Origin of the sequence: Nonomuraea sp. NPDC048916, from assembly GCF_040649575.1 — a bacterium.
Lineage (GTDB): Bacteria > Actinomycetota > Actinomycetes > Streptosporangiales > Streptosporangiaceae > Nonomuraea.
Window position 1 is genome coordinate 41288 of record NZ_JBEZFS010000002.1, and the last position, 25806, is coordinate 67093.

A 25806-nucleotide genomic window follows, 5' to 3' on the forward strand; every position below is an offset into this window, starting at 1 on the left:
TACGACTCTGGGGAGAGTGGGCCCGCCGAGGACGGTCACGGGACGATATTGGGATGCGGGCTCCCGCCATGGTCAGGCAGCATGGGTCGTTGGCCCCGGGCGCGCGGGGCTCAAATATCCTGAAAGCAGTATGGGAACCTCTGCGTTGTCCTCTCCTCACTCCGAGCTCGGCGAGCTGCAGTCACGCCTGCCCGAGCTCATGCCCCGTGACCAGCGGCGACTCCGGCGCCGCCTCGACGGCGCGCGCCGTGTGCGTTCCCGCGAGGCCCGGGAAAAGATCGCCGCGGAGATCCTCGCCGACGTCGAACGCGCGGAGCGACGGCTGACCCGCCGCCGCGAGGCCGTGCCCGAGGTGAGCTATCCCGACAACCTGCCGGTCGCCCAGCGCAAGGACGACATCCTCGCGGCCATCCGCGACCACCAGGTCGTGATCATCGCGGGTGAGACGGGGTCCGGCAAGACCACCCAGATTCCCAAGATCTGCATCGAGCTGGGCCGCGGCGTCAGAGGGATGATCGGCCACACCCAGCCCCGCCGCATCGCCGCCCGCACGGTCGCCGAGCGCGTCGCCGAGGAGCTCGGCACCGACCTCGGCCAGGTCGTCGGCTACAAGGTGCGCTTCACCGACCAGGCGAGCGACCGCACCCTGGTCAAGCTGATGACCGACGGCATCCTGCTGGCCGAGCTGCAGAACGACCGGCTGCTGGAGCAGTACGACACGCTGATCATCGACGAGGCCCACGAGCGCAGCCTCAACATCGACTTCATCCTCGGCTACCTCAAACAGCTGCTGCCGAAGCGCCCCGACCTCAAGATCGTCATCACCAGCGCCACCATCGACCCCGAGCGGTTCTCCCGCCACTTCGGCGACGCGCCGATCATCGAGGTGTCCGGCCGCACCTATCCCGTCGAGGTCCGCTACCGGCCGCTCGACGAGGACGACGACCAGACGCAGGGCATCGTCGACGCCTGCCGCGAGCTCGTCACCGAGGGGCCCGGCGACATCCTCGTCTTCCTGAGCGGCGAGCGGGAGATCCGCGACGCCGCCGACGCCCTCGCCAAGGCCGACTTCCGCAACACCGAGATCCTGCCGCTCTACGCCCGCCTGAGCGCCGCAGAGCAGCACCGTGTGTTCCAGCGCCACACCGGCCGCCGCGTCGTGCTCGCCACCAACGTGGCCGAGACGTCGCTGACCGTCCCCGGCATCAAATACGTCGTCGACCCCGGCTTCGCCCGCGTCTCCCGCTACAGCCACCGCACCAAGGTGCAGCGGCTGCCCATCGAGGCCATCTCGCAGGCCAGCGCCAACCAGCGCAAGGGCCGTTCCGGCCGCACCTCCGACGGCATCTGTATCCGCCTCTACGAGGAGGAGGACTTCCTCGGCAGGCCGGAGTTCACCGACCCCGAGATCCTGCGCACCAACCTGGCCTCGGTCATCCTGCAGATGACCTCGATCGGGTTGGGCGACATCGAGGCGTTCCCGTTCGTCGAGCCGCCCGACCGCCGCCAGGTCAGAGACGGCGTCAGCCTGCTCCACGAGCTCGGCGCGTTCGACGCCCAGGGCAACCTCACCGGCGTCGGCCGCAAGCTGGCCGGCCTGCCGGTCGACCCCCGCCTCGGCCGCATGGTGCTGGAGGCGGAGAAGAACGGCTGCCTGCGCGAGGTCATGGTGATCGCCGCCGCGCTGTCGATCCAGGACCCCCGCGAACGCCCGTCCGACAAGCAGCAGCACGCCGACGAGAAACACCGCCGCTTCGCCGACCCCGAGTCCGACTTCCTGTCCTACCTCAACCTCTGGCACTACCTCGGGGACAAGCAACGGGAGCTGTCCTCCAGCGCGTTCCGGCGCATGTGCAAGGCCGAGTTCCTCAACTACCTGCGCGTCCGCGAATGGCAGGACATCTACAGCCAGCTGCGCCAGTCGCTCGGCGCCCAGCCGGGCAGCCAGGTCGCCGAGCCGCAGAGCGTGCACGTCTCGCTGCTGGCCGGCCTGCTGTCACACGTGGGCGTCAAGGACGTCGTCGACAAGCAGCGGGCCGCAGGCGAGCGCCGGCCGATCCAGGAATACGTCGGCGCCCGCAACGCCCGTTTCGCCATCTTTCCCGGCTCGGCGCTGGCGAAGAAGCAGCCGCAGTGGGTGATGTCGGCCGAGCTCGTCGAGACCTCACGGCTGTGGGCCCGGGTCAACGCCAAGATCGAGCCCGACTGGGTCGAGCCGCTCGCGCAGCACCTGGTCAAACGCGCCTACTCCGAGCCGCACTGGGAGAAGAACCAGGGCGCGGTGATCGCGCTGGAGAAGGTCACCCTGTACGGCGTGCCGCTCGTGGTCGGGCGCAAGGTCAACTACGGCCGCATCGACCCCGAGCTGTCGCGCGAGCTGTTCATCAGGCACGCGCTCGTCGAGGGCGACTGGGACAGCCACCACACGTTCCTGCGCGAGAACCGCAAGCTGCTCGAAGAGGTCGAGGAGCTCGAGAACCGCGCCCGCCGCCGCGACATCATGGTCGACGACGAGGCCCTGTTCGACTTCTACGATCAGCGGGTGCCGGCCGACGTCGTCTCGGCCCGGCACTTCGACTCGTGGTGGAAGAAGGCCCGCGCCACCGAGCCCGGCCTGCTGACCTACTCGCCCGAGATGCTGGTCAACGAGGGCGCCGACGTCAGCGCCCGCGACTACCCCGACACCTGGCGGCAACTGGGCCAGCGGATGAAGCTGACCTACCAGTTCGAGCCCGGGGCCGACGCCGACGGCGTGACCGTGCACGTGCCGCTCCAGGTGCTCAACCAGGTCAACTCCGACGGGTTCGACTGGCAGATCCCCGGCCTGCGCGAGGAACTGATCACCGCGCTGATCAGGTCGCTGCCCAAACACCTGCGCCGCAACTTCGTGCCCGCCCCCAACTACGCCAAGCAGGTGCTCCAGGGCGTCCGCCAGGGCGGCGAGCCGCTGCTGGAGGCCGTGGAGCGCGAGCTGCTGCGGCTGACCGGCGTCCGGGTGCCGCACGACGCCTGGCGGCTCGACCAGGTGCCCGACCACCTGCGCATCACCTACCGGGTGATCGACGAGCGCAGGCGCACGGTCGCCGAGGACAAAGACCTCGACGCGCTGAAGCGGCGGCTCGCCCCGCGGCTGCGCCAGACGCTCTCGGCCGCGGCCGACGACCTGGAGCGGTCGGGGCTGCACACGTGGAGCTTCGGCACCCTGCCCAAGGTGTTCGAGCAGGGCCGCATGAAGGGCTACCCGGCCCTCGTCGACGACGGCGACTCGGTCTCCATCAAGATCTTCGAGACCGAGCTGGAGCAGCGCCGGTCACACTGGACCGGCACCCGGCGGCTGCTCCTGCTCAACGTCACCAACCCGGCCAGGTCACTGCTCGGCGGCCTGTCCAACCAGGCCAAGCTGGCCCTGTCGCGCAGCCCGCACGGCGGCGCGGTCGCCCTCTTCGACGACGTGGTCGACGCCGCGATCGACAAACTGATGCTCGACCGGGGCGGCCCCGCCTGGGACCCTGTCTCCTTCGACCGCCTCTACCAGCACGTCCGGGCCGAGCTCCACGCCACCTCGGCCGACGTGCTGGCCCGGGTCGAGCAGATCCTCAGCGTCTGGCACACGGTCGGCGCCGGGCTGGAGTCGGCACGTTCCAGCGCCTCGGCCGACGACATCCGCGACCAGCTCGCCAGGCTCGTCTATCCGGGCTTCGTCACCGCCACCGGCCACCGCCGGCTGCCCGACCTCCTGCGCTACATCCGGGCCGTCGAACGCCGCCTCGCCAAGCTCCCCGAGGAGCCGTGGCGCGACGAGGAGTGGATGAACCGCGTGCACAAGGTCGAGGACGACTACCACGACCTGCTGGCCAAGCTGCCCCCCGCCCGGCGCTCCGACCCCGACGTCGTGGAGGTCCGCTGGATGATCGAGGAACTACGGGTCAGCTTCTTCGCCCAGACCCTCGGCACCCCGGCCCCGGTCTCGGAGAAACGCATCGCCAAGGCGATGGAGAAGCTCACACCTTGAAGATGGACGTGTCCAGCTCGACGTCGATCGGGCTGGGCAACCGGAGCGGCGAGCCGACCGGCACCGTGCTGCTCGCCAGGTAGGCGCCGTCGCGCGGGTCACTGTAGGCCGTGACCGACGGCGGCTCGGCGAGGAGGTCGATCAGCAGGTAGATCGGCACGCCGCCGGTCGCGTAGAGCGGGGGCTGCAGACATCGACGTTACCTGCGCGTCTCTTCCAATCATGCGCGTCCATGACTGGAATGAGGGCGCGGTAGAGCGCCATGGCGCAGTCAGCGTGTTCGGGGGTGCCTATGGGGCTCACGATGAGAGTTCCATCGACGACGTCGGCCCGGAAGCCGGGGAGTTCGGGGAGTGCGTCGAACAGCTCCCGCGCGTGCTCGAACGGGCACCCTGAGTATCGTACTTGCGCGCCTGCGGGTGGACCCCTTCCGGCACACGACGGCCGCCTCGCCGGCAGCGAGGCGGCCGTCGTGCGGCCCCGGTTCAGTTGGGGGTGGGCCACCAGGTGGGCAGCGGTTTGTCGGGCGTCTCCGAGATCCGCTCGCCCGGCCGCCGCCGCACGCCGCGCTTGATCACCTTCAACAGGTCGGTGGTGTAGTCGTGCCAGACGTCCTGGTCGGCGGTCGCGGGCAGGTCGTCGAGCTGCCGGTTCCTGGTGTCGCCCTCTCGTGGCATGGAACATCCCCCTTCATGGTCAGGCGACCGGTTCGATCCCCGGTCGAGTGATTCGGTACGGATCCGTACAGTGGGGGGACGAACGAGTGGGGGGTTTGATGATCAAGGCAGTGGTGTTCGACGTCGGCGAGACGCTCATCGACGAGACGCGCATCTGGTCGCGCTGGGCCGACCGCCTGGGAGTGAGCAGGTTCGTGATGATGGGCGCGCTCGGCGGGATGGCCGCCCTGGATCGTTCCCACCGCGAGGCGTTCGAGCTCGTGCGGCCCGGCATCGACATCCAGGCGGAGCTGGCGGCCTGGGAGCGTGACGAGCCGGACGGCCTGCGCAACCACTTCGACGCCGACGACCTCTACCCCGACGTCCGCGAGGCGCTCGCCGGGCTGCGCGCGGCCGGTCACCAGGTGATCATCGCGGGCAACCAGCCCGCCCGGGCCTACGACGCGCTGGTCGCCATGGACCTTCCGGTCGACTCGGTGCACACCTCCGACGGCTGGGGCGTGTCGAAGCCCGCGGCTGAGTTCTTCGCCAAGGTCGCCGCGATCGCGGGCAGGGAGCCCGCCGAGATCCTCTACGTCGGCGACCGGCTCGACAACGACGTGCTGCCCGCGGCCGGAGCGGGCATGCGGACGGCGTTGCTGCGCAGGGGGCCGTGGGGGCACCTGCACGCCGAGCGGCCGCGGGCGAGGGCCGCCGACCTGATCGTCGACGACCTGCCCTCCCTGCTGCCCGCCATCGCGGGTCTCACCTGATCTCGTCATCGGGTTCGACGTAGACCGCGCGTTCCTCGGCCGAGAGATCGCCGGAGTCCTCGCCCCAGTCCTCGCCGATCTCGTCTCCCTCGTCGTCGGGGGCCAGGCCCTCGTCGGGCTGGGTGAGACGGTGCCCCGGCCGAGGCGCCGGCTTCTCCCGGTCGGGCTTCTCCCGCCACAGCCGCTCGTCGAGGGTGTCCTCGTGCCTCGGATCGTCCCCCTCGATGCGATGCTCCCGGCCGAGGTCGTCGGTCCACTCCTCGACCTCGATCTCCTGCTCGTCGGCCAGGCCGTACCTGTCCGGAGGCTGTTCGGTCATACCCGTCCTCTTACCCAGGAGCCCGCCGAAAACCTAGGATTTGGTCTCCCCTGGGGCCTCCGTCGACGCTTCCTTGCCCGTCGGGGAACGACCGCCGGCGTCACACCGGTTCGAGCGGCCGATCCCTGCTGACGAGCGCGGCGTAGTGACCGTCGAGGGCCAGCAGCTCGTCGTGGGTGCCGCGCTCCACCACCCGGCCGCGGTCCAGGACGACGATCTGGTCGGCGTCGCGGATCGTGGACAGGCGGTGCGCGATCGTGATCGTGGTGCGGCCCTTCGCGAGCGTGTCCAGGGCTTCCTGTACGGCCCGCTCGGTCTGCGTGTCGAGCGCGCTGGTGGCCTCGTCCAGGACGAGCACCGGCGGGTTGCGCAGGAGCGTGCGGGCGATGGCCAGGCGCTGCTTCTCGCCCCCGGAGAAGCGGTAGCCGCGTTCGCCCACCAGCGTGTCGTAGCCGTCGGGCAGCGAGGCGATGTGGTCGTGGATGCGCGCCGCGCGGGCCGCCGCCTCCAGCTCCTCGTCGGTGGCCGTGGGGTCGGCGAAGCGGAGGTTGTCGGCGATGGACGCGTGGAAGAGGTAGGTCTCCTGGGAGACGACGCCGACCGTGCGGGCCAGCGACTCGAAGGTGAGGTCGCGGACGTCGACGCCGTCGATCGTGACCCGGCCGCCCGTGACGTCGTACAGCCGGGGCAGCAGGTAGCTGAGCGTGGTCTTGCCCGACCCGGTCTCCCCGACGACCGCCAGGCTGGTGCCCGCCGGGACGGTGATGTCCACGCCGGTGAGCGTGGCCGCCTCGCCGTAGGCGAAGTCGACGCCGTCGTAGCGGACCTCGCCGCGCACGCCGCTCAGCGTGCGTGTGCCGGGGTGGATGTCCACGGGCAGGTCGAGATACTCGAAGATGCGGCCGAACAGCGCGAGCGAGCTCTGCACCTCGACGCCGAGCCGAAGCAGCGACACGGTGGGCCTGAACAGGCCCGCCTGCAGCGTGGTGAAGGCCACCAGGGTGCCGACCGAGATGGCGCCGGTGTGGCCGACCGCCCAGTAGATCACCGCGGGCATCGCGGCCATGACGATCTGGATCGACGACTGCCGCCACCGCCCGGCCATGCTGGAGCGGACTCCGAGGTCGGCGAGCTCGTCGGAGGCGTCGGTGAAACGGCGGGCCAGCTCGGGGGAGCGGCCCATCGTGCGGCCGAGCAGGATGCCGCTGATCGACAGCGACTCCTGGACCATGGAGGAGATCACGGCCAGCTTCCGCTGCCGCTCGGAGGTGATCCGCTTGCGCTCGGCGCCGACCTTGCGGCTGATCCACACGAAGACCGGGAGCAGCAGCAGCGAGATCACGGTCAGCCGCCAGTCGAGCGCGACCATGGCGACGACCGTGGCGATGACGGTGGTGAGGTTGGAGATGAGGGAGGTGGCGGTGGAGGTGACGACCGACTGCATGCCGCCGATGTCGTTGGCGATGCGCGACTGGACCTCGCCGGTCCTGGTGCGGGTGAAGAACGCCAGCGACATACGCTGCAGGTGGCCGTAGACGGCGGTGCGCAGGTCGTGCATGACGCGCTGGCCGACGGTGGTCGACACCAGCGTCTGGAGCACGTCGAACACACTCGTGGTGACCGCGACCAGGATCATGCCCAGCGCGAGCAGCGCGAGCAGGCCGGTGTCACGCGCCGGGATGGCCACGTCCAGCACCTCGCGCAGCAGGAACGGCGAGGCCAGCGACACCAGCGACGACAGCAGGATGAGGCAGCCCACCACGGCCAGGCGGCCCCGGTAGGCGCGGAAGAGGTGGACGATGCGCCTCAACGGGACGCGGGGTTCCTCGGCCAAGCGGACACTCCTTTCGGATGCTTGCTCAAACAGAGGTTAACTCATAGTTGTTCCCCCACTAGGCTTGAACCATGGACGACGTGGAGCTCTCCGAGCTCATGCACCTGGTCGGCCGCCGGTTGCGGCATGGCTATCTGCATCGGCTGGAGCCGCTCGGGCTCAGTCCCGGCCAGGCGCGGGCGCTGCGTGTGCTCATCGACGCCGATCGGCCGCTCAGGATGGTGCAGCTCGCCGACGAGCTGAGGATCGTGCCGCGCTCGGTCACCCCCGTCGTCGACGCGCTCGAAGCGGCCGGGCTGGTGCGCAGGGAGGTCGATCCGGCCAACCGGCGCTCGACCCTGCTGGTCATCACACCGGCGGGCCGCGAGATCTACGAACGCGCCCGCGAGGCTCGCCGGCAGGCCGGCCAGGACCTGTTCGCGGTGCTCTCGGCGGAGCAGCGCGACCAGCTCAAGGAACTGCTGAGCGCGGTGGACGCCCAGTTCCGCTAGGCGTCCTCGGGGGGAATGCTCGGGTGGGCGTGCTCAGATGGGCGTGCTCAGATGGGAGTGCTCGAGTGGGAATGCTCGGGTGGGAATGCTCGGGTAGGCCGGGTCAGGTGGGCGTCGGCGGGCGTGAGTCGCGGGGCAGGTAGCGGCCGGACAGCCGGGCCAGCTTGAGGCTGAGATGCAGGGCCAGCCGCTCCCCGCCGTCCTTCAGATCCGTACGCGCCAGCTCCTCCACGCGCCGCAGCCGGTAGTACAGAGAGGTGCGGTGCAGCCGCAGCGCCCGCGACGTGGCGACGGCGCTGCCCGCCAGGTCCAGATAGGTCTCCAGGGTCTCCAGCAGCGGCAGGTGGTGCGCGTCGGCCAGCAGTGGTTCGAGGCCGGGGTGCAGCTCGTGCTGCTGCAGATGGGTCAGCATCCGATAGACGCCGAGCCGGGTCCACTCCAGTGAGCGGCCGAGGCCGGGCACCCGGGCGGCGACCTCGGCGGCGTGCCGCGCCTCGACGTAGGACCCGGACGCCGCGGCCAGCGCCGGCCGGGGCCGGCCGATTCCCACGGCCACGGGGACGGGCATCGCCGCGTGCAGCTCCTCCGGGGAGGCGGCGGGTCCCGCGGTGAGCAGCACGGCGTGGTCGTAGCGCACGAGGTGCAGCGGGTGGTGCCCGCTCAGCCGCCGCCGCAGCGCCAGCAGCCCCTGCTCCAGGGCCAGCCTGAGCGCCTGGTCGGGCTCGGCCGCCAGCGGCCTGGCCACGAGCACGGTCACCGGCTGGGCCTGCGGGAAGGCGCCCGCCTCGATCAGCTGGAGGGCCGCGTTCCGCTCGCCGAGCAGCAGCCCCGTGACCGCCTCAAGCTCCCGGTGCGAGGCCAGGCCCGTGGCCAGGCTCTCGTGGAAGAGCGCCAGGGCCAGCCCGGGGGCCGCCGCGGCGGCCTCGGCGACCTGGGTGTCGGACATGACCGGGGCGTCGATGAACCAGAGGAATCCGAGCAGCCCGGAGTCGTGCCGTACCGGGACGCAGACGCGGGGAAGCAGGCCGAGGTCCGGCGCGCCCGGGGTGCGCAGCGGGAGGGAGGCGCCGTCGATGCCCGAGGCGCGCAGCCACGCGCGCACCTCCGGCGTGGTGTGCCTACGCAGGATGGAGTCGCGGCGGATGTCGTCCATGGCGCCGCTCTGCTCGCTGTACGCGACGACCCGTTGCAGGTGATCTTCGAGCAGCAGCGGCCGGTCGAGGCGCGCCGCGAGCTCGTCCACGGTCCGCTGGAGGTCGGCCACAACTCACCTGGATATTTCGACAAATGTCGGAAAGACGACTATGGGTCTTCCCTACAGCTGTCCGGTGATCTCTGTCAATATCGCCTATACCGTCCCATTGGTGAACGCCCCGAAGAAGCTGCTGAAAGGCCTGCTGGCGACCCTGGTGCTGGTCCCGCTGAGCCTGATGGCCACCCCCGCTTCCGCAGCACCCCCCGCTGATCCCGAGCACCCCTGGCGACAGAACCACTGGCCGCAGACCCAGCCCTGGCAGCGCGACGCACCCGCCGACAACCAGGCCCTGCGCGGCCGCCCGGTCGCGGACCTCAAGCCCATCGACCCGCAGAACTGGAAGAACCCCGACCACATGACGTGGGCGGACTACAAGAAGCCGCCCGGCACCAACTGGAACGACCCGGCGGTCAAGGGCTCGATGCGCACCTTCAAGGGCGCACTCGTCCTGCTCGACTATCCCAACCAGGAGTTCGTCGTCACCCAGCCCAAGGGCTCGACGATCTTCGGCAACCCGAGCGCCGAGGCCCACGACATCCCCCGCGACCAGGTGGCCAAGTTCTACCAGGACTTCCTCAACACCCCGAACGAGCTGAACAAGGGGCACACCATCCACGAATACTGGATGGAGGACTCCGGTGGCCGCCTCGGCGTGGAGCTGACCGGCTTCGGCCCCTACACGATGCCGGGCAAGGACCACGAGTACGCCATGGAGTACCAGCGGGGCGCCTGCCCCAGCGGCGACACCTGCAACCGCAACCTGCGCACCGACGGCAACGCGGCCTGGATCGCCGCCGTCGGCCAGGAGGTCGCCGCCCAGTTCGACTTCGTCTTCTACGTCAGCGCCGGCCAGGACGAGTCGTCCACCTGGCAGGAGTTCGGCATGATGAAGTTCCCCACCAAGGAGGACGTGACCGACGAGTTCGGCCCGCCCGACCCCGCCCTGCCCAACTGGTCGGCCACCCGCTACGTCGACTGGACCTCCTGGCAGGCCGGATCCACCTTCTGGCCCAACGCCCGCTTCGGCGTCGACTCGGTGCAGGCCGAGAGCTCCGGCATGTCGGTCTACGCCCACGAGCTGAGCCACATCATGGGCATCGCCGACAACTACAACAACCCGTACGGAGTGCCGCTGCGCAGGGCGTACTCCGGCATCTGGGAGATGCTCAGCCGCGGCACCTTCAACGGCCCCGGCGGCCCGCACAGCCGCTGGCTCATCCCGCCCACCGCCGGCTCCTCCATGGGCGCGCAGCACATGCTGCGCAACAAGATCAAGCTGCAGATGGTCGACCAGCAGAACGTGCTGAACCTCTCGCGTGACGCGCTGGACGAGTCGGGCCTGGTGACCGCCAGGGTGACCGCCCGGGCGGTGCAGCCAGGACCGGACGGGCTGATGGGCCTCAACATCGCCTTCGGCACCGGCGACAAGAGCCCCGCCTGCGACTTCCGTACCGACCCGCTGTGCGACGGCGGCGGCTACGACAACTACACCGTCGAGGTCGTCGACCGGATGGGCAGCGACTCCTTCACCCCCGACTCCGGAGTCCTGCTGGCCAAGACCAAGGACCAGGACCGGTCGCCGTTCATCTGGGTGGTCGACGCCAACCCGCAGGACATCGGGATGACCGACTACGTGCTGCCCGACGGCACCGAGGTGCCCATCACCATGGGCGACTACCGCCAGTTGTCCGACGCCCTCTTCCACGCGGGCACCGACTCGGGCAGCGAGTACGAGTACGTCGACGAGGCCAACCGCCTGCACTTCTACGTCACCGACCTGAAGCGTGACCATGACGGCGCGCTGTCCTACACGGTCGCCGTCCGCTCCCTCGACGGAGCGGGCCCGCAGAAGCGCGGCGTCAGGCTGCTGCCCGCCGCCGGAGTGCCCGCCGGCAAGGGCGTGTCCACCTGCACGTTCCCGCTGTTCAACACCGGCAGGGCGGCCCCCGCGCAGGGACAGCACCCTGAGGACGTGAGCGCCTACCTCAACGGCGACGTCTACCGGCTCAAGGCCGAGGCGCAGGGCAAGGGCTGGACCGCCCAGCTGCCCAACTCCCTGGCCGCCGTCGACTTCGGCAAGCGGTCGACGGTCACGGTCAACGCCGTGCGCGACGCGGGCGGCGCCCCGCTCGGGAAGGTCGAACTCACCGCCACCTCGGAGAGCGACCCGAGCAAGACGGTGCAGGCCACCTGTCACGTGATCGGCCAGTAGGCGGACGACGGGGTACGGCCGGCTCGTGGCCGTACCCCTCGGACCCCGCCGGGCCTGGCCGGACCTCGCGGGCCTCGGCGGCCCGTCGGACCTGGCCGGACCTCGGCGACGAGGCCGGCGGGGCGCCGTACTCCGGAGCCGGTCAGGCCGACGGAGGCCTGATCAGCTCGCCGGCCGTCTGGCGGGCCTGGTCGATGCTCTCCTCGAACAACTTGCGCACGTGCCGGGCCTGCTCGCCCAGCTCCCGGATGCGTTCGTACGCCACCTCGTCGCGCACGGTCTCGGCGATCAGCTGCTGGTAGTCCGGGGTCCGCGCGGCCAGCGCCTCCAGCCTCTGGTGCGCGTGGTAGACCTGGTCGGCCCGCAGGACCTGCTTGGCGTACTCCTCCAGGCGCCGGATCCGTTTCGACAGCGACGTCCAGGCGGCGTCGAGCGCCGTGGTGTACGGCTTGAAGGCGTCCTCCAGGCCCGAGGGCAGCTCGCGCGGGATCAGCCGGCCGTGCTCGTGGTGCATGGCCGACAGCCGGGCCAGCCGCTGGGCGATCTGCCACACCTCCTCCGGCAGCGTCACCTGGTTGTCGATGGTGTCGATCAGCCCGGCCTGGTGCACCCGCGAGGCCAGGATCGTGTCCACCGCGTCCTGGGCGCGGCGCAGCAGCATCTGGCAGGGGTAGTCGAGGTCCTCGGGCAGGACGTAGCGGGCGGCGTGCTCGTGGGCGAGCCGCAGGCGCCGTTTGTTCGCCCGGTTGGAGGAGCCCACGGCCATCCACCGCATCAGCGCGATCAGGCTCATGCCGACGGCGGCCACGACCATGCCGGCCGTGCTCGTCAGCATCCAGATCAGCAGCAGGAAGCCGGGCAGGACGAAGAGCAGGACGGGATTGTACGAAGGCTCCATCCGCCACCCGGTGCGGGCCATGCGAAGCACCTGCGGGCTGGACCGAAGCTGGATCGATATGTCCGGCGGCAGGGATGGATCTATCACCAGCCGCGGGGGCAGAGCACGCGGATCCATAGGTTCATGCTGCGTTATGAACCTCGAATCCGCTCATTTTTAGCGGACATATAGGGTCAGAGCGATGAACGCGATGACGAGATGGATAGACCTGGAAGGCGCGGTCAACGTCCGTGACCTGGGAGGATTGCCCACCGTTGACGGTGGAGTCACCCGTTATGGCCGTATTTTTCGTGCGGACAATCTCCAGGGACTCACGCATGGCGACGTGTCCCGGCTGGTCAGCGAGCTCAAGCTGCGCCATGTCGTCGACCTTCGCTCGACCGCCGAGGTCACCCTGGAGGGACCCGGCCCGCTGGCCCGCGTGGCCGAGGTGACCCACCACCATCTGACGTTGTTCGCCGAGGGAGGCAGGCACACCGACGTCGAGGCCGACACCATCGACGCGGACCGGGTGCTGCCCTGGCAGGAGCGCCGGCTGGACGAGGACCTGCGGATGACCGGGTTCTACTACGGATATCTGCGCGACCGGCCGGACGCGGTCGTCGCGGCGCTGCGCGCGATGGCGCTGGACGACGGCGCGGCCGTGGTCCACTGCGCGGCGGGCAAGGACCGCACCGGCGTGCTGTCGGCGCTCGCGCTGGAGGTGGCGGGCGCCACCAGGCAGGCGATCGTCGAGGACTACGCGGCCACCGGGGAGCGGCTGGAGCTGGTGCTGCGCCGGCTGCGGAGGAGCACCACCTACCGCGACGACCTCGACTCGCGCCCGGCCGACGACCACATGCCGAGGCCGAGGTACATCGAGCAGTTTCTCGGCGTGCTCGACGACCGCTTCGGCGGGCCGCGCGGCTGGCTGGAACTGCACGGCTGGACCCGCGACGACACCGAGGCGGTGCGCTCCCGCCTGCGCGACTAAGCCCGGCTCGCGCCTCATCCCAGGTGCGCCACGATGCGCTGGGTCGCCGACAGGCGGGCCGCGTCGAGGACGGCCAGCGCGTCGATCACGCCCGCCGGATCGACCGGCGGCGGCGCTCCCTCGCGCAGGCAGGCCACCACGCCCCGGTAGAAGTCGAGGTAGCGGCCGGGCAGGGTGGGGACCGCGATGGCCCGCTCGTCGGTGCCGAGCGTGCCCCACCGGTCCTCGCCCTCCTCGCCGAACCCCGGCGTGGCGGGCGAGAGGCCGGCCCGGAGCCGCTCCTCCTGCACGTCGAGGCCGTACTTCAGGTAGCCGGCGGCCGAGCCCAGCACCCGGAACCTGGGCCCGAGGCGCGCGGCCATCGCGCCGGCCCACAGATGCGAGCGGACGCCGCCGGCGTGGGTGAGCGCCACGAACGTGTCGTCGTCGGAGGCGACGCCCTCACGCCGGGCGTCGGTCTCGGCGTAGACCTCGCGAACCGGGCCGAACAGCTGGATCGCCTGGTCGACGAGATGGCTGCCCAGGTCGTAGAGCAGGCCGCCGATCTCCTCGGGGCCGCCGGCCTCCCGCCAGCCGCCCTTGGGCACCGGCCGCCAGCGCTCGAAACGCGACTCGAACCGGAGCACCTCGCCCAGCGCGCCGTCGTCCACCAACTCGCGCACGGTCAGGTAGTCGCCGTCCCAGCGGCGGTTGTGGAACACGGTCAGCATGAGCCCCCGCTCGCTCGCGAGGGCGGCCAGCGCGCGGGCCTCCGCGGCGCTGCCCGCCAGCGGCTTGTCGACCACGACCGGCTTGCCCCGGGTGAGCGCCTCGGCCGCCACCGGCACGTGGGTGCGGTTGGGTGAGGCCACGACCACCAGGTCGCACCGATCCCACAGCAGCTCCACGTCGGGCACCGCCACGGCGCCGTGTCTGCCGGCGACCTCGGCCGCCCGCGCCGGATCGCGGGTCACCACGGCCGCCAGCCGCAGCCCCGCGGTCGCCGCGATCAGCGGGGCGTGGAAGCAGGCCCCCGCGGTGCCGTAGCCGACCAGGCCGACGTCGATCTCGCTCATCCGGTCAGGCTAACGTGCCCCTCACTCGTCATCACGCTCGGCCAGGAAGCGCTCGAACTGCGCCGCCAGCTCGTCGCCGGTGGGCATCTGGGTCGTCTCGGCGATCAGGTTCTCGCGCTCGGCGCCGCCGGCGAACGCGTCGTACTGCTGCTCCAGCCCGTTGATCGCGGTCGACAGCTCGGTCGAGGCCTGGATCTGCTCCTCGATCTCCGTCGTCGTACGCCGGGCCGCCTCGCGCAGCTCGTCCATGGGGAACACCAGGCCGGTGCCCCTGGTGACCGCCTCCAGGGCGGCGACCGCGGCATGGGGATACTCGGCCTGCGACAGGTAGTGCGGCACGTGCACCGCGTAGCCCACCGCGTCGTGGCCCTCGGCCCCCAGCCGGTATTCGAGGAGGGCGGCGACGCTGCCCGGCACCTGGACCCGCCCGAACGAGCTGGTCTGCGAGTTGATCAGCTCGGGGCGGCTGGCGTGCATGGTGACGCCGAGCGGGCGGGTGTGCGGCACCGCCATCGGGATGCCGTGCAGGGTGACGATCTTGCTGATGCCCAGCTTGACGAGAAGGGTGCCGACCGCCCTGGTGAACAGCTCCCACTCCCTGTCGGGCTCGGGGCCGGTCATGACGAGGAAGGGCGTGCCGGTGGTGTCGCGCACGGTGTGGACGGTCAGGGCGGGGGCCTCGCACTCGACCCACCGGTCGGTGTCGAAGGTCATGATGGGGCGGCGGGAGCGGTAGTCGAGCAGGCGGTCGACATCGAATGTCGCCACGACCCGGTGCTCCAGCTCGGCCAGCAGGTGGCCCAGCGCAAGGCGTCCGGCACCACCAGCATCGACGAAACCGTCGAAATGGTAGAGCAGCACCGGATCGGCCAGCTCGGGCACGTCGTCTGCGAGCTTGTAGAGATCCGTCGGGTCGAACACGGTTGGACAGCCTTTCCCTAGGTACTCTCTCCAGAACCTACGGCGAGCCGGAACGATTCCGTGCAGGGCACACTATCGAGGCACAAGGAGGAGCACGGACGGGGACCCGGAGCTGGAGGGGTTCGCCACCAGGTTGTTCGCCCTGGCGAGGGCGGGTGAGACGGAGTCCTCGCGCGCCTACGTGGCGGCCGGGGTGCCCGCCGGCCTCGCCAACGACAAAGGTGACACTTTGCTGATTCCGGCGGCTTATCACGGTCACGCCGAGACCGTGCGGATGCTCACCGGGCTCGGCGCCGGCCCGGGCCGCGCCAACGACCGTGGCCAGACACCGCTCGCGGGCGCCGTGTTCAAGAAGGAGCCTGACGTGGTCAGAGCGTTGCTGGACGCGGGAGCCGACCCGAGGGCCGGGAATCCATCCGCGATGGACACCGCCAAGATGTTCGCAAAAGATCAGTTTCTTGAATGATTCCGACAAAGCCATTCATAGCGTGACATATTAGGAAATGGTCGGGAAGTAAACGAGCGTAGCCTTTCGAAGGCTCCATCGTCATGCTGTATGAATGGCTACTTCTGCGCATTCCTCCTTCGGCAGCCGACCCCTCCGCATCCCTCCGCTGCCATGCCCGTTCCCCAGTGACATCAACGTGCATGCCGTGGAGGTCGACGCGGAGAGCCATGCCTGGCTGGCCGCCTCCAACATGCTTGACGGTCCCAAGACGATCGAGCACTTCCGGCGCTCCGGAATCGGCCTGCTGGCCGCACGGACGAACCCCACCGTCCCGCGCGACAGCCTCAGGTTGATCAACGACTGGTACAACTGGCTCTTCGCGTTCGACGACGCCTTCTGCGAGGGGGAGTCGATGGGACACCGGGCCGCCGCGCTCGCCCGCGCCCTGCCGCCGCTCCTCGAGATTCTCGACGGCCGCAGGAAGCCGGACAGCGACGACCCCTTCGGCGTAACGCTCCACGAGCTCTTCCACCGCATCTCGGCGACCGCCACCCCGGCCCAGGTGGACCGCTGGCGCACCACGGTGAAGGAGTATCTCTTCGCCCAGATCTGGGAGGCGGCCAATCGCGAAATCGACCTCATCCCCACCCTCGAAGAGTACGTGCTGATGCGGCGCATCACCGGAGCCACCTTCACCTGCTTCGCCCTGATCGACGTGGGCGGCGGCTACCGGCTCGAGGCGGAGGAATGGCACCACCCCGATGTGCGGGCGCTGTCCGATCTCGCCTGCGACCTCATCGGCTGGGACAACGACCTGCTCTCGTACGCCAAGGAGCGCGGCAAGGACAAGGCCAGGCACAACCTCGTCACCGTGCTCGCGACGCACCGGGCCCTCACCCTGCAGGAGGCGCTGGAAGAGGTGTCGAGAATGCACAACGACGTGATCGCCGCCTTCCAGGCCCGGCTCGGGTCACTCGACCACTGGGCCACGCTGCCGGTCCGTAAATACGTGCGGGGCCTCGAACACTGGGTGCGCGGGCACATTCAGTTCTCGCTCGGCAGCGCTCGCTACATCCACGCCTGGCCCACCGGGACCCGCTGGCCGGAGACCGGAGGTCGTCAGTCTCCAGGAGCGTCCAGCTCGCCCAGCGCGAGCGAGGACGCCTCGTCGAGGTCGAGCCTGCAGCCCTCTTCGAAGAGGTTCTTGTAACGCAGCTCGCCCAGCGTCCGCTGGCATTCCTTGACGCACTGCTCGTGGTCGGTGGTCAGGAACGGAGCGCCGAGCATCGGCAGGCCCGCGGTCTTCCAGTTCTGGTGCAGCGCGCCCAGCAGCCGGGCGGCCAGCGCCATCTCCTCACCTGCGGCGAAGACCCTCGCCGTGGTCTCCAGCACCAGCAGCGTGCCGAGCGTGTCATGGAAGTGGCGTTTGATCCGCAGGGCCTCACGCGCGCTCTGCAGGGCGTCTTCGGCCCGGGCCGTGGCCAGACGAGTGATCGACAGCGCCCACTGCGCGTAGGAGCTCACCCACAGCTCGCCTCGTTCCTTGCACACCTGCAGGCAGTCGGTCAGCAGCGACTCGGCCTCGTACAGCTCGCCCTGGGCGGTGAGCACGATCGACAGCTCGACGATGGCGGGCAGCAGGCCCGGGTTGAGCTCCTTGTTGTCGGTGTTGAACTCGATCGCGACGCCCAGCAGGGCGCTGGCCTTCTGCAGGTCGCCCTGCAGGAGCGCGGCGGTGCCCTGCATCTTGGAGGCGAGGATGACGGCCTTGGAGTCGCCGACCCTGACGGCCTCGGTGCTGCACTGCTCGGCGGCGCTCAGCGCGCCCGTGCTGTCGCCCTGGGCGCTGCGGACGTAGGAGAGCACCCAGAGCGCCTTGCACCGCTCCTTGCTCACCCCCGGGTTGGCCTGGAGCGCCCGCTCCAGATAGAGGCGGCCTTCGCGGACGAAGCCGCAGCACACCCACATGAACCACAACGACGACAGCAGGGTGAGCGCCAGAAGGGTCTCGCCGGGTGTGCGCAGGGCGTGCTCGAGCGCGACGCGCACGTTGTCGTGCTCCTGCCGCATGCGGACGAACCAGTAGATCTGTCGAGGACCCGACCAGGCGTCCTCGCTGCGCCCCGCCAGGCTCAGGTAGTACTCGAGATGCTTGTGGCGCATCTGCTCGGTCTGACCGAGTTTGTCCAGCCATTCCTCGCCATACTCGGCCAGCGTGTCGATCAGCTTGTAGCGGACCCCGGCATGGTTGCTCCGGATCAGCAGGATGGACTTCTCGACCAGGCCGGTCACCAGATCGGTGATCGCCTCCGACGGCAGCCGCTCATCGGAGCAGACGGACCTGGCCGCGTCCAGCTCGAAGTCGCCGGCGAAGACGGACAGCCGCGCCCACAGCAGCCGCTCGGCCGGATCGCACAGCTCGTGGCTCCAGCCGATGGCCGCGCGCAGCGTCTGATGCCTCGGCAGCGCCGTCCGGCTGGCCCCCGCGAGCAGGCTGAACCGGTCGGCCAGCAGCCCGAGGATCTGGTCGACCGACAGCGCCCGCAGGCGCACCGCGGCCAGCTCGATGGCCAGCGGGATGCCGTCGAGCCTGCGGCAGAGCTCGGCCACCGCGCCGATGTTCTGCTCGTCGAGCGCGAAGTCGGGCACCACGGCGCCGGCGCGGGCGGCGAACAGCTGGACGGACTCGTTGGTGAACAGGCTCTCGGCCGGATCGTCGCCCGGCACCAGCAGCGGCGGCACGGGCACGACGTGTTCGTACGGCAGGTGCAGCGACTGGCGGCTGGTGGCCAGCACCTTCAGATGGGGATTGCTCTCCAGCAGCTCCTGGACCAGCTCGGCGCAGCCCTGGACGAGATGCTCGCAGGTGTCGATGATCAGCAGCATCTGCCGGTCGCCGACCCACTCCGCCAGCGACTCGGACTCGGCCCGCGAGGACTGGTCGGCGATGCCCAGGGCGGAGGCGATGGTGTGCTTGACCATGCCCGCGTCCTGCAGCCGCGCCAGATCGGCGAACCACACGCCGTCTTCGTACTGGGACCTGATCTGGTGCGCCAGCCGCAGCACGGTGCGGGACTTGCCCACCCCGCCGATCCCCGTGACCGTGACCAGACGCGACTCACCGAGGTGGCGCTTGAGGTTGGCGAGCAAGCGCGTGCGCCCCACGAAGCTCGTCAGCTCCGCCGGTAGATTGCCTTCGCGCCGCCAGCCTGTCGGCGTGGCCATGGGCTGCCTCACGAGGGGTTAGGCGACACCTGCCAAGGCATCGTACCTCCGCCGATCCCGGCTGTCCGGGGGCCGACGCGGCCCGAGGGATCGACTTTGTTCCTCTCGGTAGCATGTCTACCGTGAGTGATTTTCTCCCGGAGCAGTCGACCGACGACACCGACCTCGGCTGGGGCGAGTGGCAGGAGGACGAGTCAGACTCGTTCTATCTGGACAACAAGCCCCCGCACTGGGCCTGAGACCTAGCTGACCACGTCCTTGCGGCGAAACCTGCGGAAGGCCACCGCGATGAGGATGGCCGCGTAGGTCACCGACACCGAGGCGCCCTTGGCCATCCCGCTCCAGTCGAGCTCCGGCGCGAGCGCGTCGAGCCAGGCGGTGTTCCAGAACGTCGGCAGAAACTCCCGCAACGCTCCCAGCGCCTCCACGGCCTGCAGGATCGTGCTCACGATCCACAGGCCCACCGCCCCGCCCACCGCGCCGAGGGGCGAGTCGGTGATCGTGGAGACGAGAAACGCCAGCGCCGCCACCACCAGCTGGCTGACCAGCGCGTAGCCGATCACGATGCCGAACCGCGGCAGCACGTCGAGCGCCGGGATGGTCTCACCCGTGCCGGGCACCTGGATGTCGTGCCAGCCGAACGCGAGCGTGCCCGCGAGCAGCGCCATCAGCGGCAGGCAGATGACCGCCGTCGCCGAGTAGCCGAGCGCCACGATGAGCTTCTGCCGCAGCAGCCGGTCACGCGGCACCGGCGCGGCCAGCAGGTAGCGCAGCGACGACCAGCTCGCCTCGCTGGCCACCGTGTCGCCGCAGAACAGCGCCACGGCCACCACGAGCAGGAAGCTGGCCGACACCGACAGCACGAACGCCGCGAAGTTGAGCCCGCTCGCCGACGCCAGGTCGGAGATGCGCAGCGCCGCCTGCTGCTGCCCGCCGCCCTGGGGGCCGAACTGGAAGGCGATCACCAGGATCCACGGCAGCGCCAGCAGCAGCCCGAACATGACGAGGGTGCGCCGTCGTTTGAACTGCCTGACGATCTCGACCTTGAGCGGGAGGGTATGGCGGGGCACGTAGCCCGTCGCGGCGGTCACGACTTGTCTCCGATGAGGTCGAGGAACACGTCTTCGAGGCGCGGCCCGTGGCCGTTGGCCGGCACCGCCTGGCTGAGCAGGACCGACACCGGCCCGGTGGAGACCAGGCGGCCGCGGTGCATGACCACGACGTGGCTGCAGGTCTGCTCCACCTCGGCCAGCAGGTGACTGGAAACGATCACTGTGCGGCCGTCGAGCGCGTAGCGCTTGAGCACCTCGCGCATCTCCCTGATCTGGGGTGGGTCGAGCCCGTTGGTCGGCTCGTCGAGCACCAGCAGGTCGGGCAGGCCGAGCATGGCCTGGGCGATCGCCAGCCGCTGGCGCATGCCCTGGGAGTAGGTGCGCACCGCCCGCTCCAGCGCCTTGCCCAGCCCGGCGATCTCGAGCGCCTCCTCGAAGTGGGCGTCGGCGGCGGGGCGGCCGGTCGCGGCCCAGTAGAGCTCGAGATTCTCGCGCCCGGACAGGTGGGGCAGGAAGCCGGGCCCCTCGACGAACGACCCGAGCCTGGACAGCACAGGCGCCCCGGACGTCACCCGGTCGCCGAAGATCCGGATCTCGCCCTCGTCGGGCTGGATGAGCCCCATCATCATCCGCATCGTGGTGGTCTTGCCGGCCCCGTTGGGCCCGAGCAACCCCAGCACCTGGCCCTGCTCGACCCGGAACGACAGCCCGTCGACGGCCAGCTCGCCGTTGCGGTAGGCCTTCGTCAGCCCGGTGATCTCCAGCGGGACCCCGGGGTCGCCGGCCCGCTCGGCCGCGTCTCCACCGTCGCGCGAGCGCGTCCGGCCGGTGGCCAGCAGGAGCGCGGCCACGACGATGGCGGCCAGCGGCATCGCCCACACCCACCAGGCCACCCCGGTCGCGGGCGCCGCGAGCGCGGCGACCGTGGGCACGGTCAGCGCGGTCGAGGCCAGGCCGATCTGGTAGGAGGCCGGCTCGGCGGGAGTGGCGTAGCCCATGTCGGTCGTCGCCACCGTCAGCCGCAGCCTGTGCCCGGCGGCGAAGGCGTGGTCGACGGCGGGCAGCGTCACGGTGGCCTCGACGCTGCTCTGGCCCTCGGGGATGGTCACCTGGAACGGCGCCACCAGCCCGGCGGGCAGGTTGGGCGGCTGGACGCTGTCGGACACGTCGAAGAGCTTGGCGAACAGCGTCACCTGGCCCTTGCCGGACACCTTGATCGTGGCGGTCGGACTGCCGGTGAGCTGCAGGGGCGCGGTCAGCGGAGGCGACTCGAAGGAGGCGCTCTGGCCCGGCATGTCGAGCGAGACGCTCGTGTTGCCCTGGCCGCCGCCGCCCAGCAGGCCGCCGACCCCAGGCACCGTCGAGATCGAGGCCGGCGCGCCGCCCGGCGGGTTGACCACCGGCTGCTCCGGGCCCGACAGCGTGACCGAGGTCGTGGCGGTGCCGCCGAGGCCGGGATAGGAGTCGGCCTCGGGATGCAGGCGGATGCGCTGGCGGGTGCCGGGGTCGCGCCCGCCGTCACGGGTCACCGTGAACGGCCTGGCCACGGCCGATCCGTCGTCCTTGAGATGGCGGCCGAACCAGGCCGCCGTCTGGTCGTGCAGCCAGTCGGCCTCGCCGTTGCCGCCGTCGTGGCCGCCGTCGAACCAGGCCAGGCTCACCGGTGTGCCCGCCGCGGCGATCGCCCTGGCGTTGGCGTCGGCGTGGCCGAGCGGGAAGAGCGAGTCGCGCTGCCCCTGGATGAGCAGCGTGGGCGCCTTGATCTGGCCCGCCACGGTGACGGGGCTGGACCGGCGCAGCAGCGCCACGGCCTCGGGCGTGGCCCTGCCCGTCTCGGCGACCTGCTGGTAGATCTCGCAGATCTCGGGCAGGAACCTGCCGCACCGCGCCTCCTGCGCCGAGAGCGGCTCCGGCTGCCGGGTCAGCGCCTCCAGGCCCTGGATCGGGCCGCCGCCCCTGCCGAAGAAGAAGCCGGCCCACATGCGCTTGAACACGCCGTTGGCCGGGCCCTGGCCCGTGGCGTCGGGGAACAGCGCGTCGGCCAGGTCGGACCAGGTGATCTGGGGGACGATCGCGTCCACCCGGGCGTCGTGGGCGGCCGTCATCAGCGCGATCGACCCGCCGTAGGAGCCGCCCGCGATGCCGACGCGCGGGTCGCCCGCGGCGTCGAGCCTGACCTCGGGCCGCTTGGCCAGCCAGTCGATCAGCTGCTTGACGTCCTTGACCTCGTAGTCGGGGGAGTTGAGCGCGATCTGACCGGTCGAGCGGCCGAACCCGCGCGCCGACCAGGTCAGCACGGCGTAGCCGTCCTGCGCCAGCCGCTGCGCCTGGAAGCGGACGCTCTGCTTGCTGCCGCCGAAACCGTGTGCGAGCAGGACGGCCGGAGCCTTGCCACCGCCCGGCGGGGCGAAGAACGTCGCGTCGATCTCCACCCGCTGGTCGTCGGCCGGTCCGTCGACGACGGCGATCCTCTGCTCTTGGCCGCGCACTTCGGGCGCGGACGGCCAGACCACCCAGACCGCCACGCCGACGAGCGCGAGCACCGCGACGAGCGCGGCCACACGTTTCATGGCGTGAGCCTACTTTCCCGACCTGAGAGATCCCTGAGACGATCGGCTCAGCCGAGGATCGCGTAGACCGTGGACGCCCGCGCGACGGGGTCGCCGGCGCCGTCGGCCGTCAGCGTGATCTCGGAGAAGGCCAGCGTGCGGCCCAGCTTGGTGATGCGCACGTCGACCAGAACGTCCTTGTCCACGACCGGCCGCTGGAACGTCGTCGACTGCTGCACCGTGGTCATCGGCACGAACCCGCCCCTGGCCGAGGAGATCGCGATGACCGTGGCCGTGTCGGCGGCGGCCATCATCGCCTGCCCGCACAGCCCGCCGCCCTCGCGGGCCAGGGCGTCGGACCAGGGCAGCCGGACGACCGCGTGGCGCTCGCCCACCTCCTCGACCCGCAGCCCCAGCCGCTGGATCCAGGGCGCGAAGTAGTCGCGGAGAATCGCTTCACCGTCTTCTGGAGTCACGCGCTCATCATGCACGCTGGAACCCGTGAACGAGGAGACCCCGGCTTTTCCTGTGGACAACACCGGATCACCCCGCCCGCCTGTGGACGACGCCGCACAGGGGCCGCCCGTGGACGACGCCCGATCACCGCGCCCGCCCGCGGACGAGGCCGGATCCGCGCGGCCGCCGGTGGACGTCTTCCTGCCCTCGACGTACACGCGGGCCGTGCCGTACGAGCTCTACGCCCGGCTCAGGCGCGAGGCCCCCGTGTGCCGCGTCCCCGAGCCCGCGGTGGGCCCGTGGCCGGAGGGGCCGGGCTACTGGGCGGTCTTCCGGCACGCGGACGTCAAGCACGTCCTGCGCACCCCCGCCGACTTCTCCTCCCACCTGGGCGCCACCCAGATCCGCGACCCCGAAACCCCCGCCGACCTGGCCTTCGTGCAGGCCATGATGCTCAACACCGATCCGCCCGGCCACTCCAGGCTGCGCCGGATCGTGGCCGGCGCCCTCACCCCGCGCGCCGTCCGCGCGCTGGAGCGGACGATCGCCGAGCGGGCCGCGACGCTGTTCGCCGCGGGCGAGTGCGACTTCGTCGAGGTCGCCGCCGACCTCCCGGTCTGGACGCTGGCGCACGTCATGGGCGTCCCCGACCGGGACAGGCGGCTGCTGTACGACTGGGCCTCGCGGGTGATCGGCTACCAGGACGCCGACTACGCGGGCCTGTCCACGGCCGACGTCGAGGAGCTCACCCCCGTCGGCCGCCTGGCCGCCGCCTCCCGGCCCGAGCCGCGCCCCGGCACGAACCCGCGCTCCCGGGCGGCGCTGCGCGACATGTTCGGCTACGCGCACGCCCTGGCGCGCTCGCCGCTGGACGGCGATTCGGTCATGTCCGCGATGCTGCAGGGCGGCCTGACCGAGGCGGAGTTCGAGAACATGTTCTTCCTGTTCGCCGTGGCCGGCAACGAGACGCTGCGCAACGGCATCCCCGGCGGCCTGCTCACCCTGCTCGAACACCCCGCCCAGTTCGCCCGGCTGCGCGCCGACCCGTCGCTGCTGGACTCGGCCGTGGAGGAGATGTTGCGCTTCTGGCCGCCCGTCATGGACTTCAGGCGCACGGCCACCCGCGATCTCACGCTCGGCGGCCGGCGCGTCGGGGCCGGCGAGAAGGTCGTCGTCTATCACGCCTCGGCCAACCGCGATCCGGCGGTCTTCCCCGACCCCGACCGCTTCGACATCGCCCGCACACCGAACGACCACGTCAGCTTCGGGTTCGGCCCGCATTTCTGCCTCGGCGCCCACCTCGCCAGGGTCCAGCTGCGCTCGGTCTTCAGAGAGCTCCTCACCTGGGACGTCACGCTCACGGGCGAGCCCGTACGCCTCACCTCGAACTTCCAGAACGGCCTCAAGCACCTGCCCGTACGGCTGGCACCGCTCTCGTCAGCTTCTCGGCCGTAAACGACCGAGCTTGCAGCTCCTCGCCGTCGGTGGCTTCGACGGTTCAGGCCGCGTCAGGCAGCGTGACTCACTGCCCAGCCCGCAACTCCGCGCTTAGCGATGTTGCGGGCTGCGTTGACGTCGGCGTGCTCAGCGAAGCCGCACGACGTACAGGCGAAGGTTTCCTGGCTAGGCCGGTTGCGTTTGTCGATGTGGCCGCACGCCGAACACCCTTGCGAGGTGTAGGCCGGGTCGACGTAGATCACGGCGACCCCGGCGCGGGCGGCCTTGTAGGCGACGAACCGGCCAAGCTGGTGAAACGACCACGAATGCAATGTGACCCGCTGGGGCTTGCGGAGCCGTACCCGGTCGCGGATCCCACTCAGGTCTTCGAGCGCGACGCCGCGTCCGGTGCGTTCTGCCTCGGTCACGATGCTTTTGGAGATGACGTGGTTGACGTCCCGGGCGAACCGGGACTCCTTGCGGCGGCGGGCCTTGAGCAGCCGCTTGGCGGACTTGGTCTGCTTGGCCCGCAGGCGGCGGCGGAGCTCCCGGTCGCGGTGCCGGACCGCGTTCAGGTGCTTGCCGGAATATCGCTTGCCGTCGTCGGTGGTGGCGATGTTCGCGATGCCGAGGTCTACGCCGAGGAACCCGTCGGGTTCGGTGACGTCGGTGTCGGGGACGTCGCAGGTGGCGATGAGCAGCCACATGCCGTCCCGGTGAACCAGGTCGGACTCGCCTTTGCGGTAGGCCGCGAGCGCGGTGGCTTGCTTCTCGGAGCAACCGAACCGGACGCCCTTCATCCGGCCGCCGGTGGTCCAGATCGACACGGTGCGTTCCTCGACCTGCCAGGACAGGCACCGGTCGTCGAACGGTTGAGCAGCGTCGGTGCGAAACCCGATCGGCTTGGCGAGGGGCTTGCGGAGCTTCGCCTTCACCTGGGCTTTCACCGTCACGTAGGCGTCAGCGACCTTCTTGATCACATGCTGGGCAGGCTGCGCCGACAGGCCCATGTTCTTCAGCTCGCCGTAGGCATGCAGCCGCAGGTCGTAGTTGCGGAACACCTTCGTCTCCCACGCGATGCGGGAGACCAGGTTCGCGGCTTCGTTGCACAGGCGCAGAGTGTCCGCCAGCGCCGCCTCCTGGGCGGGCTCGGGGAACAGCCGGACCTGCACAACGAATTTCACGTTGTGAAGTTTACTGTGGATCTACCTAACGCGCGACGCCGTATGCGATTCCTCCC

Annotated in this window: 21 protein-coding genes; 8 read left to right on the forward strand and 13 right to left on the reverse strand. The window is 70.5% G+C overall.

Features of this window, described 5'->3' with window-relative positions; translation table 11 throughout:
* Positions 1-130 precede the first annotated feature (130 nt).
* Positions 131-4012, forward strand: coding sequence for an ATP-dependent RNA helicase HrpA (gene hrpA, locus AB0C16_RS01845; protein ID WP_357677830.1), 3882 nt, complete (start codon positions 131-133; stop codon positions 4010-4012).
* Here hrpA and AB0C16_RS01850 read toward each other — a convergent pair.
* Together AB0C16_RS01850 and AB0C16_RS01855 are read right to left on the reverse strand one after the other, a co-directional pair.
* Entirely contained in the window at positions 4002-4172 is a 171-nt protein-coding gene (locus AB0C16_RS01850) for a hypothetical protein (RefSeq protein ID WP_357677832.1), read from the reverse strand. The genes hrpA and AB0C16_RS01850 overlap by 11 nt on opposite strands.
* Positions 4173-4497: 325 nt before the next feature.
* Positions 4498-4689, reverse strand: a complete 192-nt coding sequence (locus AB0C16_RS01855) for a hypothetical protein (RefSeq protein WP_357677834.1) — start codon at positions 4687-4689, stop codon at positions 4498-4500.
* 98 nt (positions 4690-4787) lie between these two features.
* Here AB0C16_RS01855 and AB0C16_RS01860 point away from each other — a divergent pair, with 98 nt between their 5' ends.
* Entirely contained in the window at positions 4788-5441 is a 654-nt protein-coding gene (locus AB0C16_RS01860) for an HAD family hydrolase (protein WP_357677836.1), read from the forward strand.
* Here AB0C16_RS01860 and AB0C16_RS01865 read toward each other — a convergent pair.
* Positions 5434-5760, reverse strand: coding sequence for a DUF5709 domain-containing protein (locus AB0C16_RS01865; protein ID WP_357677838.1), 327 nt, complete (start codon positions 5758-5760; stop codon positions 5434-5436). The genes AB0C16_RS01860 and AB0C16_RS01865 overlap by 8 nt on opposite strands.
* 100 nt (positions 5761-5860) lie before the next feature.
* Positions 5861-7594 (reverse strand): ABC transporter ATP-binding protein, encoded by a 1734-nt coding sequence (locus tag AB0C16_RS01870; RefSeq protein WP_357677840.1) that lies wholly within the window; start codon positions 7592-7594, stop codon positions 5861-5863.
* Between the two features lie 71 nt (positions 7595-7665).
* On the opposite strand from AB0C16_RS01870, the gene AB0C16_RS01875 reads away from it, so the two are divergent.
* Positions 7666-8085 carry a MarR family transcriptional regulator gene (locus AB0C16_RS01875; protein WP_357677842.1) on the forward strand — a complete coding sequence of 140 codons (420 nt, stop codon included), beginning with the start codon at positions 7666-7668 and terminating at the stop codon, positions 8083-8085.
* Between the two features lie 103 nt (positions 8086-8188).
* On the opposite strand, the gene AB0C16_RS01880 is transcribed toward AB0C16_RS01875, so the two are convergent.
* A complete protein-coding gene (locus AB0C16_RS01880; protein ID WP_357677844.1) occupies positions 8189-9349 on the reverse strand; it encodes a helix-turn-helix domain-containing protein in 1161 nt (386 codons plus the stop codon).
* Between the two features lie 100 nt (positions 9350-9449).
* Between AB0C16_RS01880 and AB0C16_RS01885 the strand changes: the two genes are divergently transcribed.
* Positions 9450-11552 carry a M6 family metalloprotease domain-containing protein gene (locus AB0C16_RS01885; protein WP_357677846.1) on the forward strand — a complete coding sequence of 701 codons (2103 nt, stop codon included), beginning with the start codon at positions 9450-9452 and terminating at the stop codon, positions 11550-11552.
* Positions 11553-11694: 142 nt separating this feature from the next.
* Here AB0C16_RS01885 and AB0C16_RS01890 read toward each other — a convergent pair whose 3' ends face one another.
* On the reverse strand, positions 11695-12471 hold the full coding sequence (locus AB0C16_RS01890) for a hypothetical protein (protein WP_357677849.1): 777 nt from the start codon (positions 12469-12471) through the stop codon (positions 11695-11697).
* Positions 12472-12640: 169 nt separating this feature from the next.
* On the opposite strand from AB0C16_RS01890, the gene AB0C16_RS01895 reads away from it, so the two are divergent.
* The gene (locus tag AB0C16_RS01895; protein WP_357677851.1) at positions 12641-13423 is read left to right on the forward strand and encodes a tyrosine-protein phosphatase; all 783 of its coding nucleotides are present in this window, start codon (positions 12641-12643) and stop codon (positions 13421-13423) included.
* Between the two features lie 14 nt (positions 13424-13437).
* Here AB0C16_RS01895 and AB0C16_RS01900 read toward each other — a convergent pair whose 3' ends face one another.
* Together AB0C16_RS01900 and AB0C16_RS01905 are read right to left on the reverse strand one after the other, a co-directional pair.
* Positions 13438-14478: a Gfo/Idh/MocA family oxidoreductase gene (locus AB0C16_RS01900; protein ID WP_357677853.1), complete on the reverse strand. Its 1041-nt coding sequence runs from the start codon at positions 14476-14478 to the stop codon at positions 13438-13440.
* Between the two features lie 21 nt (positions 14479-14499).
* Positions 14500-15399, reverse strand: coding sequence for a PAC2 family protein (locus AB0C16_RS01905; protein ID WP_357677856.1), 900 nt, complete (start codon positions 15397-15399; stop codon positions 14500-14502).
* 133 nt (positions 15400-15532) lie between these two features.
* Here AB0C16_RS01905 and AB0C16_RS01910 point away from each other — a divergent pair, with 133 nt between their 5' ends.
* The gene (locus AB0C16_RS01910) at positions 15533-15865 is read left to right on the forward strand and encodes an ankyrin repeat domain-containing protein (protein ID WP_357677859.1); all 333 of its coding nucleotides are present in this window, start codon (positions 15533-15535) and stop codon (positions 15863-15865) included.
* 187 nt (positions 15866-16052) lie between these two features.
* Positions 16053-17057, forward strand: a complete 1005-nt coding sequence (locus AB0C16_RS01915; protein ID WP_357677860.1) for a hypothetical protein — start codon at positions 16053-16055, stop codon at positions 17055-17057.
* On the opposite strand, the gene AB0C16_RS01920 is transcribed toward AB0C16_RS01915, so the two are convergent.
* From AB0C16_RS01920 to AB0C16_RS01935, 4 genes are all read right to left on the reverse strand, one after another.
* On the reverse strand, positions 16967-19072 hold the full coding sequence (locus AB0C16_RS01920; protein WP_357677862.1) for an AAA family ATPase: 2106 nt from the start codon (positions 19070-19072) through the stop codon (positions 16967-16969). The two genes, AB0C16_RS01915 and AB0C16_RS01920, sit on opposite strands and share 91 nt — an antisense overlap.
* Positions 19073-19314: 242 nt before the next feature.
* Positions 19315-20163 (reverse strand): ABC transporter permease subunit, encoded by an 849-nt coding sequence (locus AB0C16_RS01925; RefSeq protein WP_357677864.1) that lies wholly within the window; start codon positions 20161-20163, stop codon positions 19315-19317.
* On the reverse strand, positions 20160-22694 hold the full coding sequence (locus AB0C16_RS01930) for an alpha/beta fold hydrolase (RefSeq protein ID WP_357677866.1): 2535 nt from the start codon (positions 22692-22694) through the stop codon (positions 20160-20162). Before AB0C16_RS01930 ends, AB0C16_RS01925 begins: the two co-directional genes overlap by 4 nt.
* Before the next feature lie 47 nt (positions 22695-22741).
* Positions 22742-23149 carry a PaaI family thioesterase gene (locus AB0C16_RS01935; RefSeq protein ID WP_357677869.1) on the reverse strand — a complete coding sequence of 136 codons (408 nt, stop codon included), beginning with the start codon at positions 23147-23149 and terminating at the stop codon, positions 22742-22744.
* A 25-nt stretch (positions 23150-23174) separates the two neighbouring features.
* On the opposite strand from AB0C16_RS01935, the gene AB0C16_RS01940 reads away from it, so the two are divergent.
* Positions 23175-24584, forward strand: a complete 1410-nt coding sequence (locus AB0C16_RS01940) for a cytochrome P450 (RefSeq protein ID WP_357677871.1) — start codon at positions 23175-23177, stop codon at positions 24582-24584.
* 53 nt (positions 24585-24637) lie between these two features.
* Here AB0C16_RS01940 and AB0C16_RS01945 read toward each other — a convergent pair whose 3' ends face one another.
* The gene (locus AB0C16_RS01945) at positions 24638-25750 is read right to left on the reverse strand and encodes a transposase (RefSeq protein WP_357677873.1); all 1113 of its coding nucleotides are present in this window, start codon (positions 25748-25750) and stop codon (positions 24638-24640) included.
* Positions 25751-25806: the final 56 nt, after the last annotated feature.